Origin of the sequence: Kribbella sp. CA-293567, assembly GCF_027627575.1 — a bacterium.
GTDB lineage: Bacteria > Actinomycetota > Actinomycetes > Propionibacteriales > Kribbellaceae > Kribbella.
Genome location: NZ_CP114065.1, coordinates 6,625,096 through 6,638,194, shown reverse-complemented (window position 1 = coordinate 6,638,194; position 13,099 = coordinate 6,625,096). Strand labels below are relative to the sequence as shown.

Annotated in this window: 13 protein-coding genes and 1 pseudogene; 4 read left to right on the top strand and 10 right to left on the bottom strand. The window is 63.7% G+C overall.

Annotation, left to right across the window (positions count from 1 at the left end; genetic code table 11):
• Positions 1 to 2: 2 nt before the first annotated feature.
• From OX958_RS30760 to OX958_RS30735, 7 genes and pseudogenes are all read right to left on the bottom strand, one after another.
• Entirely contained in the window at positions 3 to 479 is a 477-nt protein-coding gene (locus tag OX958_RS30760; protein ID WP_270133612.1) for an NUDIX domain-containing protein, read from the bottom strand.
• Entirely contained in the window at positions 479 to 1,150 is a 672-nt protein-coding gene (locus tag OX958_RS30755; protein WP_270133611.1) for an XRE family transcriptional regulator, read from the bottom strand. The genes OX958_RS30760 and OX958_RS30755 overlap by 1 nt, the downstream gene beginning before the upstream one ends.
• Before the next feature lie 945 nt (positions 1,151 to 2,095).
• Entirely contained in the window at positions 2,096 to 2,224 is a 129-nt protein-coding gene (locus OX958_RS30750; RefSeq protein ID WP_270133610.1) for an ANTAR domain-containing protein, read from the bottom strand.
• 146 nt (positions 2,225 to 2,370) lie between these two features.
• A pseudogene (locus OX958_RS35430) lies at positions 2,371 to 2,670 on the bottom strand (GAF domain-containing protein); the annotation flags it as partial.
• Between the two features lie 209 nt (positions 2,671 to 2,879).
• Entirely contained in the window at positions 2,880 to 3,095 is a 216-nt protein-coding gene (locus OX958_RS30745; protein WP_270133608.1) for a hypothetical protein, read from the bottom strand.
• 157 nt (positions 3,096 to 3,252) lie between these two features.
• Entirely contained in the window at positions 3,253 to 4,014 is a 762-nt protein-coding gene (locus tag OX958_RS30740; RefSeq protein ID WP_333486452.1) for a GAF and ANTAR domain-containing protein, read from the bottom strand.
• A 130-nt stretch (positions 4,015 to 4,144) separates the two neighbouring features.
• Positions 4,145 to 4,894, bottom strand: coding sequence for a hypothetical protein (locus tag OX958_RS30735; protein WP_270133607.1), 750 nt, complete (start codon positions 4,892 to 4,894; stop codon positions 4,145 to 4,147).
• 268 nt (positions 4,895 to 5,162) lie between these two features.
• Between OX958_RS30735 and OX958_RS30730 the strand changes: the two genes are divergently transcribed.
• The 3 genes from OX958_RS30730 to OX958_RS30720 all read left to right on the top strand — a co-directional run bounded on the left by OX958_RS30730 (position 5,163) and on the right by OX958_RS30720 (position 7,165).
• Entirely contained in the window at positions 5,163 to 6,377 is a 1,215-nt protein-coding gene (locus tag OX958_RS30730) for a S1 family peptidase (protein ID WP_270139178.1), read from the top strand.
• Between the two features lie 413 nt (positions 6,378 to 6,790).
• Complete coding sequence (locus tag OX958_RS30725; protein WP_270133605.1) at positions 6,791 to 6,994, top strand: hypothetical protein; 204 nt, start codon at positions 6,791 to 6,793, stop codon at positions 6,992 to 6,994.
• A gap of 27 nt (positions 6,995 to 7,021) precedes the next feature.
• On the top strand, positions 7,022 to 7,165 hold the full coding sequence (locus OX958_RS30720) for a hypothetical protein (protein WP_270133603.1): 144 nt from the start codon (positions 7,022 to 7,024) through the stop codon (positions 7,163 to 7,165).
• 910 nt (positions 7,166 to 8,075) lie between these two features.
• Here the strand turns inward: OX958_RS30720 and OX958_RS30715 are convergent.
• The 3 genes from OX958_RS30715 to merB form a co-directional block, all read right to left on the bottom strand.
• Positions 8,076 to 9,050 (bottom strand): XRE family transcriptional regulator, encoded by a 975-nt coding sequence (locus tag OX958_RS30715; RefSeq protein ID WP_270133602.1) that lies wholly within the window; start codon positions 9,048 to 9,050, stop codon positions 8,076 to 8,078.
• Between the two features lie 240 nt (positions 9,051 to 9,290).
• On the bottom strand, positions 9,291 to 10,007 hold the full coding sequence (locus OX958_RS30710) for an MBL fold metallo-hydrolase (protein ID WP_270133601.1): 717 nt from the start codon (positions 10,005 to 10,007) through the stop codon (positions 9,291 to 9,293).
• 804 nt (positions 10,008 to 10,811) lie between these two features.
• Positions 10,812 to 11,273: an organomercurial lyase gene (gene merB / locus OX958_RS30705; RefSeq protein ID WP_270133599.1), complete on the bottom strand. Its 462-nt coding sequence runs from the start codon at positions 11,271 to 11,273 to the stop codon at positions 10,812 to 10,814.
• A 306-nt stretch (positions 11,274 to 11,579) separates the two neighbouring features.
• On the opposite strand from merB, the gene OX958_RS30700 reads away from it, so the two are divergent.
• Positions 11,580 to 13,067, top strand: coding sequence for a helix-turn-helix domain-containing protein (locus OX958_RS30700; RefSeq protein WP_270133598.1), 1,488 nt, complete (start codon positions 11,580 to 11,582; stop codon positions 13,065 to 13,067).
• Positions 13,068 to 13,099: the final 32 nt, after the last annotated feature.

The window sequence follows — 13,099 nt, the reverse complement described above, 5'->3', positions numbered from 1 at the left end:
AATCAATCGATGTACGGCGTCGGAGCGTCTTTCAGATAGTGCTCGATACGGCGTCGCATCGAGCGGTCCATCTGAAGACCGCCGAGTTCACTGCGGGCGATCCAGCGGACCTCGGTCGTCTCAGAGCTGGTGCGCAGTTCACCGCCGATGGCGCGCGCTTTCACGAGGATGGAGAACTCCTGACGTGCCTCGCCGTTGCTCGTGTAGAAGATGATGTGCTTAGGGTCGGTGTAAATGCCTACGACATCGATCACCTCGCAGTCGATGCCAGACTCTTCCTTCGTCTCCCGGATCGCGGCCTGAGAGAGAGACTCACCGAGGTCTATCGCCCCGCCGGGAACAGCCCAGTTCCCGTTGTCGGAGCGACGGATCATCAGGATCTCGCCCGTGTCGTTCTCGATCACGACGTTTGCCGACGGCACCATGCTGTTTGCAGCGGGTGCTGAGGGATCGTCGTAGTAGTCGATCCGGCCGGCCATCAGGCCTCCTCGATGAGTGGGGAGCCGAGCTCCCAAACCCGCTCAAAGCTGTCTAGGTAGGTTTGCGTCAGCTCACCGCCCGGAACCTTTCGCAGGTGCAGAACCGGGGCCAGCGGTGCAGGAAGCCCATACACGTGCGTATTGACCAGCACCTGGTCGTCGGCGACGTAGATCGAGTTATGAAGAGCGGTCCGATGCAACCGGAACTCGATGCCATCGGTGGCTCGTAGACGACGAAAGTTGACCAGCGCGTTGCGGATCTTGAAGGCGAGGCCGTCGCCGATTCCCTCAGCCTCACCCCGATCGGCAATGTGCTCATCCTCTGGGTCGCCCAGAGCCATCCGGATCCGAACTCCGGCCTTGGCCTTCTTCCGCAAGATCCGCTCGAGCCCTGGATCCTCGGAGAAGAAGAGCCCGGCGTAAACCAACACGCCGATCTCTTTGGTAGCCGACTCGAACAACCGGAGCCACTCGTCTCTCGGTACGTCGGAGCGGTGTGCGTAAACCTTGAGAAGCTCACTGGCGGCCAGATCGGCGGCGCGGTTCGGCGGGACAGCGTCCGGCCAGAGGTAGGACTCGTCGCGACTCAGCCTGATCGACAGCTGGTGCCGGTTCCGGGCGAACGGAACGATGCCACCTTTGACCCAGCGCTCGACCGTCTTGACGTTCACACCGAGCTCTTCGGCGAGCCCGAGTTGGGTGAGCCCATGCTCCACCATCGCCGCCCGCAGTCGTTCGTTCGCCACAGACCTTAACCTAGGACATTTACGGACCTTTTGAGGCGATTTCGGGCGCCCCGGGTTGGAGTTCTCCCGGTTTGCACCTTCGAGGTACTCGCGCAGGCGTCGCGAGATTGGGTCGTGACAGCTTCGGCCGGGAGCATCCAGGCCGTCCACGAAGGCTGAAGGCAGTCGAGACCCCTCAACCAACGCACAATCGCCAGCTTGCAACGGCGAGTTCCGTACGCGCCACCGCTCGCCGGATCCGGTGATCTTCAATTTCGACCTGCCTGACATCCCGACGACGGGCCCGCGAGGAGCGACTTTCTCTAGGTGCCCGAGCGCCACGTGCGCGGGAGCGCTGGGTGGATCGGGTGGAAGATCGACACAAAATGCCGCGGCCAGGTACGTGGCGGGCGGCGGGTCGGTGGTCGCAGGCCGCACTTACTCCGTCACCGGGACCCTGCCACCGCAGGACCTGCCCGCCTGGATCGCCGACCTTCTCACCGCGCCTGAATTCGTCGACGCCGAGCATAGGGCTGGGCCGGTCCGGCACCACAGGAACACCTACGCGCTGGCGGCGCCTGACCGGCGAGTTGGACAAGTTGTTGGCCGCGACCGAAGGTGGCCGCAACGACACGCTCAACTCTGCCGCGTTCGTGTTGGGGCACGCTGGTCGGTGCCGACATGCTCGACGAAGCCGCCACTCGTGACGAGCTGATCTCAGCCCGCCGGCCCGATCGGTCTGCCCAGGGCCGAAGCCGAACGCACCGTCACGTCAGAACTCACCGCAGGAACCCGCAACCCCCGCCCGCTGACGCTGACCCGCCGCACCACTCCGAAGAGCCTCAGGCAACCGCACACGTCGCCTGAGGCCTCTGTTGTTGCACTGGTCGACTACTCGGCCTGGTCGATGGTCTGCTGAATCAGCGCGGTGGCGACGTTACGGAGCTTCACATTGGCTGCCTGGGACATGCGGACCAGGAACGAGAAGGCGCGTTCGGGGTCGAGTTTGTAGCGTTCCATGATGATGCCGACGGCCTGGCCGATCTGTTCTCTGGTCCCGAGCGCCTCGACCAGGGTGTCGGCGTGGCGGGACCAGCCGAGGGCACCGCGGCCAGGTGGGCGAACATGGCGCCGATGTGCAGGGTGTCGGTGTCGATCACGTGCGTCTTGTTCGCGTACATGTTCAGCGCGCCTCGGGCGTGGGTTTCAGCGTTGAACTGGAACGCTAGTTGCGATCCGATGCCGTGTCCGGTGGCGCGTGCTCCGTAGGCCGGCCAGCGCGGGTCCTCGGCGAGGTTGTCGACCTGGACCATCGGTTCACGCAGGGCAGCCTCTAGGCAGGGGCCTTGGCCGAGTTCGTATTGCGCTTCGTCGAGAGTGACCGCGATCGAGTCGGTCGGGGCCAGGGTCTGGATCTGGCCGTTGTGGCCGGTCAGGGAGATGCTGACGTGGTCGATGCCCGGCACGGTGTCGGCGGCGCCGCGTGATCCTCAGCAGTGCCTCGTCCAGTTCGATCGGGTAGGTCAGTGTGGCCGCGACCGAGTTCATGACCGTGATCAACGACTGTCTTTGCATCGCCAGCTCCCCCAAGAGGCCAGGCTGGGGCGCCGACCGGTGCTGACAGTCTGCCCGTACCAGGCGGCTGACATTAGTTGGGGAGCCCGTCGGTGCGAGGTCATGGCAGTGTCCCGGTGTTGCACAGCCAGCGCGCGACCTCGATCGGTGGCAGTCCGGTGGCGTCTGCTCGCACGTCGAGCAGCGCGCGAGCCAGGCCAGGAGTGATCTGGTGGCGCTCGATGAGCACCCCGACAGCCAGCGAGACCACCCATTCCAGATGGTTCTGATCAAGGTTGATCGGAGGTAAGGACTGATCATCGTCCGGGCTGGCCATGCGTGGCGCCCTTCGCGGCCAATCAGTGTGGCCGGTGGGTCGTACACCGCAGACGGCGCACCTTGGCTGGCGAGTCGACAAGCCGACGGTCCTGTCCCACTGTACGCGCGACAAGGAGACGCGGGTCGGCTCAGCAACGGGCCTACGCCGCAGGCCGCTACCTGCGTCTCGGCTGAACGCCGGGCAATTTCCGGGTCTCGATCAGTTCAACCGCAACGTCACGTAACTTGCGGTTGTTGTCCTGGGAGTAGCGCTTCAGCACTCCGAAAGCGCGGTCGCTGTCGAGGTCGAAGCGTTCCATCAGCATGCCCATCGCCTGGCCGACGATCTTGCGTGCGTCGACAGCCTGATTCATGGACTCTTCGTGGCGTGCGTTCGCAATCGCTATCGCCGCGTGACGAGCCAGGATGTGAGCCACCGCCAGGTCATCGTCGTCGAAGGCGTGCGGCCGGTCGCTGTAGAGACTCAGCACGGCCGACGGTCTGCCGCCCACGGTCAGCGGAACGTGCAGCGCGCTACAGATCTCGGCGGCGGTGACCTGCTGAGCCCAGTTCGGCGACCACCGTGTCTCGCTTGTTACGTCGGGGATGTGGATCGGTTGGTCGTCACCGATCGCGGCGAGTAGAGGCCCTTCGCCGGCGTCGACCTGTTCGCGGTACAGGTCGGCAAGCCTCGGATCGGTCAGGGCCATCGGCTCGGGCCGCGCACCTCTGGTCACCAGCACAACCGACGCGGCGGTGCACTTGATCGCCTGCAACGCGAACTGCACAACGGCTTCGACCGTCTCCTCAACTCCATCGACTTCATGCAAATCCGATGCCAGAAGAGCGAACGCCTCGGCGGCAGCACGCTCAACCGGCTCATCACTGTGCGGAGGCACAACGCCGTCGCCGGTGGAATTGAACTGGAAGTGAGGCACGGCAAAATTATGCAGCCGTTGCGCAACTTCTGCGATGCGATCTTATGCACGGCGCTAGCGCCGGAGCCGCCTCAGATCACTCAGGGCCTGGCCAGTCGCGTTGATCGGCGTCGGCCGGGACCGTCTTCAGCTACTTCTCCAGCCACCGCAGGCGCGTCGTCTCCATCGGCAGCGGTCCGCTCGGCGTGCTGTTCGCCCTTGCGACAGCCACGGCATCAACAGCGGCGAGGCCCACGCCCACAGCGTCATGACGGTGAAGTTGTCGAACTGGGTGACGTAGCTGAGTACGAACACACCGAGCGTCAGTACGACGATCCACAGCCGGACGACGATGCGCAGATCTTGGGTTGAGTCCGTTGACGATGCCCCAGCCCATCGCGCGGGCGGGAAGCGACAGCCAGAACAAGAACAGCGACACCCGCCGAGGCAGTGCCATGTGGTGCGCGAGCTCGTGGGCCAAGATCGCTTCCAGATTGTGCTGGGGGGCGTGTAGACGGTCCAGTTCGACACGCGACCGTGTGCCCGTAGGTGACCGGCGCAGCCGCCTCCGGGCCTTGGCGAATCCACACCCGGTACGCGTTCGGGTCGACGCCGCCGCGGTACACACCGCCCACCAGGCCGGGCCGAGCTTGCGCAGTTCGACCTCCGACGGCTCCCGCAACCGGTGAATCTTCAACGCCAGCACTGTCTCGAAACCGCGATGCAAGATCGCCAGGCCAGACAGCAGCACCACGGCCAGAACCACCCGGTAGAGCGCGGTGCTGAACAGGCCGAGGAACTGGATCGAGAGCCGAGACCTTCTCTGCATTTCGTCGAGCCGACTGTGGCCATTGCCGGGCCACGCGCGCGGTGAAATCCTGCGAAGCGTCGACGAGGGCACGCACTCCGTTGGTAGCGGCGTCAGCTCCGGGGTTCCCGGTGGCACGCCATTGGCCAACGACGTTGCAGGCTCTGCAGGTTGTTGCAAGTTTCTCTGGCCTTCTTTCTTCCATACGAACCCAGATCTAGCCTCGCTCACACGGATCGGTGGGCAATGGAAGCCTGGTGAGTCCAACGTTCTCCAGGACAAGCCGATCGATCTGCCGTGAATCAGCGAGGAGGATTTCGTGAGTACACGAAGATATGTCGGGCTTGGCGTCGCCACAGTGATGATCTCGACCCTGAGCTTCGGGGCGGCTCAAGCGAACATGGTCAGCCCAGGAGCAGAGGCTCCGGCCTCATCGGCCTACGACCAGGCGATGCTCGAGTCGATGGCGAGGTCACTGTCGATCACGCCATCGGCTGCTGCCCAACGGCTTGCGGCCGAGGTGACCGCGATCGATGCGGTAGAGAAGCTGCAAGCGACCGAACCAGGAGTCGATGGCGCGTTCTTCTCGGACGACTCGAAAATGACGGTGAATGTTCGCAGCCAAGCGGCGGCGGACAAGGTGAGGACCGCCGGCCTGACACCCCGGCTGGTCACGCGCTCACAGAACGAGCTGGCCGGCCTCGCCGAGCGAGTCGGCCAGTTGGCTGACTCGACACCCCTCGGAACGGTTCGCGGGATCGGCCACAATGCCCGCGACCAGTTCGTCACGGTCTATGTCGGGGACTCCCCAGCCGCGAAGGCCCTTAGGAAGCGACTGACAAATCTGGACGGAGTTGTCGTCAAGTATCGGCCGCAACTCGCAACCGTCAAGGCCACCCAGATCGGTGGGAACGGAATGCAGACCGCCAGCAGCCAGACTTCTGGTGACCTCACGTGTACCCAGGGCTTCAGCGGACGCCGTGACGGCGCCCTCGTGATGCTCACCGTCGGACACTGTTATACGGACGGACGGAAGTGGGTATACGCCAGCACCACGGCCAACGCCTCTACGTACCTCGGCCAAACCATCGGCAATGCGTTCCGCTGGGGTGCGACTGCGGCAAACTCCGCTCTGGACGTCGCCATCGTTCAGCTCACCCCGTCGGCGGGCGCGTACTCGAGCATCTGGACGCACTACACCGGCTACCACCCGATCGCGGAGGCCAAGGCCCCGTTCATCGGCCAGACCATCTGCAAGTCCGGGATGATCACGGGCTGGACTTGTGGCCACACCAGGGGCTACGAAGACAACGTCACCGTCGGTGACGAATTTGGCCGAACCACTGTCGTGGACGGCATGTGGAGAGGTTCACTGTGCACACTCGCCGGTGATAGTGGTGGGCCTATCGTCCAGGGCAACTTCGCTGTCGGCCTGGTGAGCGCGGGCGCTGACGTTGCCTGTGGAGCGAACTCTGGCTTCCAGGACGAAGTACCAGGCGCTGACGCCGTCGGCACCTTTTTCCCCTCCGTCGGGCTCGTGCTGAAGTCGTATCCGGGAACCATCACGAACTTCTGACTCGACCGGAGCACCGCGAGGGCGGCTATCCACTGCGCACGGTGAATGGCAGCCCTCGCGTCAGTCACGGCACTAGGTCCTTGCAACGCTGGCATGCCGAAGCTGGCACTGACCACCACAGCCAGGGCAGTGCCATGAGCAGTCGGACAGGCAGACAAACCGCAGCCAGCGACGCATCTGCCAGCCTGGATTGTGACTGCTGTGCGGCGGGGGAGGCGCGAGTAGCGGCCGGGTGGGCGGTGCCGGACGTGGCGAATCTTCCTGATAGTTGCTAGATGCCCATTCGTGTCCCGACCGTAAATATTTGCCCACGCATATGACCAACAGTTTTGCACCTTGTTGCAGCAGGCCTGGCATGGAGATTCGACAGAGGGGAACCAGCCTTGTAACTGCGCCATGGAAAGGAACGGGCTATGTCTGAACCGGTTACCCGCCGCAACGACGGCGTTACCTGGACTGATGAACAAGTCGCGCAGCTGCGTGAGCTTGTCGAGGGCAACGCTCCTGCAGGCGTGATGAGCGTGAAGCTTGGCCGCACCGAGGACGCAATCAGGTCCAAGGCAACGGCTGAAGGGATCTCGCTGTCGCCGCCCAACCGCGCCCGTACGGTGACATGAGCGGCTAGTCAGGCACCCTCTGGATCTATGACCGGATCGGTGCAAGCGATCAACATCGTCTTTGACGGGCCGGCCGCGCATGAGGCCGGGCGGTTCGTCGAGGTCGAGATTGACGACGGGTTGTGGGCGCTCCGGATCGAGAACGGACGACTTCGGCCCGAAGAAGACTGACTTGGCCTGAGTGTCCCCGGCGACGCCCTGGGATGACCTGCGGGGACGATGGTCTTGGTGTCAATCTTGCGGTAGAAGACACTGCCCTGACGACTGTTCTCGACAGCAGGAACTTGCCGCCGTCAAGCATCTCCCGACGGGAGCCGGACTGACCGGTGCTGGCGGCAGCGACGATGATTCCCCACGAGGCGAAGTGCTTGAGGAACGGCTTCTCGTAGTACCGGACGGGGGCGGAGGTCGCGGTAGCGATCCCAGCCAGCTGCACGGCAACGAAGCCGAAGAATGCAGCATGCAAAACCGTTGTCATGACACGGGAAATCTTCGCACGCGAAGACACCTTCGAATGGGGGCGGGCCACACCGCATTCTTCCGTTCTTTTCGTCCATGCGCTTCAGGCACCGAGGTAGAGATTCCCGCTTCTTTTGTGATCCGTCACAACGAAAGGTCCATCCATTTTCGGTAGGTGACCCAGGTCACCGTGCTTGCAGTGGCCCGCTAGGCCAGAGAAAAAATCGAACGAGTGTTCAACTTTTCCTAGATCATCGTGGAAGGCGGCAGCCTGATCTATTCGTACCGTCAGCTCTTCGCCGTCGGGCTCGGCGGCCTTCGCCGTCGGGGCAGGGGTGATCGTACCGATTGGTCGATGGAGACACTCTGATGACGTCGCGCGCGAACAGGTGGAGGCACGTTTACCTCGACGGTGAACGCGGCTCGGACCGGGGACAGTTGAGCCTTTTCGCAGGGGCGGTCCGAACGGGCCTGGTGCCACCTTCGCTGGCCGACATGGCCACCGCACGGCGAGTCCGGCAGGTAGTCGAAAGTCTGCACGAGTTACGGCTGCTTCTGCCAGAAGCGCCGATGGCTTGGTCGTCGGCGAACCGGTGCAATACCCGGAGCCGACCATGCCGGATCAGCCCGTGGCGCTGGGCTGTTCGGACCACATCCATCGCATCCCGACGATGCCCGCGGGGACATCGGTCTCCGCGACCAGCGCGGTACCCGAACCCCCGATCCACAACTCGGTCTGATTGCTTTCGGGCGCCAGCGCGGTTCGGCGATCGTAGCGTCGGCAATGAGCTGGGATGGCCTCGGCAGCGAAACAAGCTTCTAGCAGATATTCGCGTACCGGATCGATGAATCGGTGCTCGTAGTTCACCACGTGCATCCCCTGATCGAAGTGCCACTCGTACTCGAGCAAGGCCCTGTCGCCGGTCTGAAGGACACGATCGAAGACCATCTCCGCAGCGATCAGACCCACTGTCCGGTCAACTCTGACCTCGCCGAGCCGGGCATTGCGCACAACACGCAACCTTGGTGGCCTGTCGGGCTCTTCGTTGGCGATGTACAGCACCCCGCAATGTGTCACCCGGTCCACCAGTGCCTCGATCACCTCTCGAACGCAGATCCGATGGACCAGCCGCTCCGGCCCCACCTCGACCTGAACCTGGGTGCTCATCCTACGAAGCCGGCCCCGGTGCCCGATCCCGATCTCCTCCAGAACGCGCTCGGGACGATGATCGCCGAACAGTACGTGCGGTGTGACGCTTCCGGTGATGTGACCGATCCACCGTCCGCGGGCCCGCCGCGGACCGAGCAGGGCGACCAATCCATCCTGCGGGAGGTCCAGCAACGACTCGAGCAACTTCACGGCATCGAGCGACTTCGCCCTCTCCGGTCTGCTACGTCCCCGCCTCCAATAGCTCAGGGTAGCGAGACTGAGATGAGCGCCGCGTTCTCCCAGCCAATCGCGGATCTCTCCCAGCGTCAGCCCGCTGCGCTCGATCGCCAGATGCAGCGCCGCGGAGAACGGTCCGTTGCGCAGCGTCTGGTTCAACTCCTCACGCAACCGCACCTCAGCGGACGGGCTCCCCGGGAGAGTAGTCATCGGACCTCCTTCGTCATGCAGCGTGCTCACCTTTTAACACTTCGCAGGCACCTATGGCGAGCCCCGGAGACGTTCTGATACCACATTGCTGCTACCAAAGGTAATCAGTCAGCTACATATCGCGTTCATTCTCGCCCGGACGGCGTGAGGTCCGATACAGTGCCGAGCTCAGTCATCATCGGCGACCTCTACAACCCCTTGGCACCCTTAACGATTTTGATGGTGCAGGTCAAGCTCCGCTCAACCTGCAGTATCCGCCGAGCGACTGCGGCCGGACAGTTGCGCGTATGCTCGAACCGTCAGATCGACGGCGGCTCTACCGTCCAGCGGTGACTCGGCTGCTGCGGTCTCGATCGACGCGCCCGCGTCGAAGAGCTCGCGTGCCCTCGCGGCGGCAGCAGTGAACTCCATCCGTTGCTCATGGACGAGTCCAGCGCTCGTGACGCGGCCGTGCCCGGGCACCACCAGGCCGGTCGAGGCCTTTTCCAACCTTTCCAGCGCCTGCGGCCAATCGAGCGGGTATCCGTCACCGATCCAGGGCATTCCGCCTTCCCGGATCAAGTCTCCCGCGAAAACGACTCCCGCGTCACGGATGGACACGATCAGGTCGTTGTCGGTGTGAGCGCGCCCGACGTAGGTCAACGCCATCTTGCGGGTTCCGGCCCGAATCGTCTTCGCCTCGTGAACGCGGCGATTTGGGCCGACCAACCACTCTCCGGCGAGCTGTCGAGAGGTTCGTGTGACACCGATCCTCGACCATTGATCCGCCAGCGGACGAGCGAGAAACTGCCGGCACCGATGATGACCCCAGATCGTCGCCTGACCAAAGGCAGCGTTGCCGAGAATGTGATCCACGTGCGCGTGGGTGTTGACCACCGACCACGGTGCCGGCGTGACCGAACGAACGGCCCGGGCGAGCTCCCGTCCCTCGGCGTACGACGCGCCGGTGTCGATCACCACACATCCGGAGTCGTCGACCACCAGACCGACATTGACCTCCCAGGGGCCGCTCCTGCGAACGAAGACCCGATCCGCGATCTCCAGCCAGGTTGACGCCTGCGTCATCGTTCTCCCCATCGTCAGCGCGCTCGCGGCGACCTCGTTCTGATATCGCGGATTGTCGGTCGCCGACCTCCCAGGCGTCTGTCACGAAGCTGATCCCGATCTTGGACGTGCCGCCTTCGGCCGTGAAGATAGACCATCGTTGAGGCCGAGGGCAACGACAGGTCACCACCAACCCAGGCAGCCCGTCGAGCGCCGGGAGTTCGCTCTTCCGTTTCAACAGAGTTGCGGGCCTAACTGAAAGCGTGGGTTGAAATGCTGTTGTCTTTGCCCCGGGCAACTGCCTAGCGTTGCGGGAGACTCCGCGCCACAGGAGGCATCGCTATGCCGAAGAAAGCACTTGCAGCAACCGCGCTGATCATCACCGCGGTTGCCCCGAGCGCCGCCCCGATGGTCGACACCAGCCCGATCACCGGGTTGATCGCCGATGGTGTCCATGCTGCCGACAGTTGCCGAACACAGCGAGAAAGTGTCCGGAGTGGGCCACGGCACCTCGGTGGTGGATCTCACCGGTGCCACGTTGGCAACCGAGCCCGGTAAGGTCGCCGGGCCGCCGACGGGTGGCTGGAACCGTCCCGAGCCGGCGAAGCTACTACCTCGAGGCCTCCTGCCGCCCGTACGCCGCCACGATCCGTGCCGGATCAGCAGCCTGGGCCGGAATGGCCGAGGGCAGCGTACGTCGGTTGAGTGCCGCAACGGCTACATCAACGACTGCAACGGCAGCGCGCGGATCGTGAGTGGGTGATCAGTCGGGGGTTGGCATGAACTGCCGGTCGTTGGGCGGCTGCTGCGGCAGATCGATCGGCACCTGCCTTGACCCGGCCGGCCGTCAGGTCGCGAGGAGTGGCTGGAACAAGGCAGGTGGCGAGTTGCTCGGCTTCGGGCTGGTGGAGGGACCCGTCCGGGACCGCCGGGGTGGCTGCTGATCCAGACCTGCGCCGTGGCGTGGTCTGCGAAGAAGTTGAGGTAGTCGCAGCAATAGTCGGCTGACGGGCCGCCGCCGGCATCAGCGCCGATAAACGCGGCTGCCGTTGCGGGCTGCCAGGTGGTGTGCCCGCCGGTGGTGGCGACGGTGATCGGCTGGCCGGTGGTGACGACAACGGACTCGATCCGGGTGTCTCGTCCAGCATGGGTGCTATGCCGAGGGCCTCGATCGCGCACATCGCGTTCACGTCGGTCCCCCTGCCAGGGTGGTTACTGTGGACGCGGTGCCCGGGTCGGTGTTGAGGAGAAGGGGTAGGCGACTGCGATCTGGCCATCGGCGGCCCGCCGGATCGCGTGGGCCTCGTGCAGCGCTGACAGCTCATTTTCGACGGCGGACGGCTCGGGGAGAACCGAGGTCTTACGTCTCCGGCCCTCAAAGCCACAGAGTCGCAGACAGTTGTCTACCTTCACGATGGCAACCGACCTGACCGAAGAGCGGGCTAGTCCCTGATCCTCGCTGTCTCAAACGTTGAGCAAAGGTCAATGTCTGAAGCAGCTCTGGAGGAACATATGGCCAAGAAGCCGTTGCCGTTGGGGACTTGGGGAGGAATCTGGATCAAGCCGGTTCGCCTTGATGCCAAAGGTAATCCGGTCAAGTTCCAGGCCAGGGCGAATTATCGTGACTACGACGGCGTTACGCGGGAGATCGCTGCTCATGGCAAGACCCGTTCCGCGGCAGCAAACAAGCTACGAGCAACTCTCAAAGTCCGAACTGAGCGAGGGGACTACGGCGGGCTGAAGCCGACCGATCGGTTCTCCGTTGGCGCTGAGCGGTTCATGGCGAACCTCAAGATGCTGGTCGACGAAGACGTGCGCGCTCCAGGCACGTACGACACCTACAGGTACCAGCTCACCAAGAATGTTCTCCCTCGGCTCGGACATATCCGGTTCTTCGAATCGACCACGCCGTTGGTCAACAAAGCCATCATGGCGATCAAGGACGCGTCTGGTGCTGCCTCCGCCAAGACCTGCAAGAGCATCATCTCCGGGATCTACGCGCTCGCAGTACGAGATGGAGCGGTGACCTCGAATCCGGTGCGTGAGATCGAGATCGTCAGCAAGGTTCGACGCTCTCCGCCGCGGGCTCTGACCAGGGACGAGCGAAATCAGTGGTTCGAACTGCTGAGCAAGGACGAACGTGCGGTTCGCGCCGACCTGATCGACATCAGCAAGTTCATGCTCGCCACAGGCGAGCGGATCGGCGAAACACTCGCCGTCACGTGGGAGGACGCTGACTTGGAGAGCGGAGAGGTGAAGTGCCTCTTTCAGATCCAGCGGATCGCCGGAAAGGGCTTGGTACGCCGACGCGTCAAGTCCAGCGCTGGCGAGAGGGTTCTGCTCCTTCCCGATTGGGCTGTCCAGATGCTCAAGTCGCGGTGGGTGCCCGGCACACCTCTCGAGTCGCCAATCTTCCCTGATAGCAATGGAGGATTTCGTGACCCACACAACGTCCGCCGGAACCTGCGAGACGTTCGACAGCCGGTGGGATCCGCCAGGCGGCAGGAGCTTGGCAAGGTCCTCCGCGCGCGCAGACGCCGGGCCGGTCTGACCCAGGACGACGTCGTCTCGAAGCTCAGCTGGAAGAAGACCCGGCTGAGCCTCATCGAGACCGGCAGGGTGCGCCTGAGTCAGGAGGAAGCAATCACTCTGGCCGATACCTACGGGTTGGCGCGACCGGATCGCCTGGCTGTTCTCGAACTCACCGAGATGGCCGGCATTCAATCGCTGGCAGACGAGCTGGCCTGGGTGACATCCCACAAGTTCCGGAAGACGACTGCAACCATCCTCGACGATGCGGGTCACTCCGCGAGGCAGGTCGCCGACCAACTGGGACACTCGCGAACCAGCACCACGCAGGATGACTACATCGGACGAAAGATCCGAAACCCCGAGGCAGCCAAGGCGCTCGATGAGGCGCTCCGCTCCATCCACGAGCAAGGTCTGCAACCACCGGAAGGGCCTGCGCAATAGGCAATCGAGCGACCGTCGTTGTCGCCGTGAAC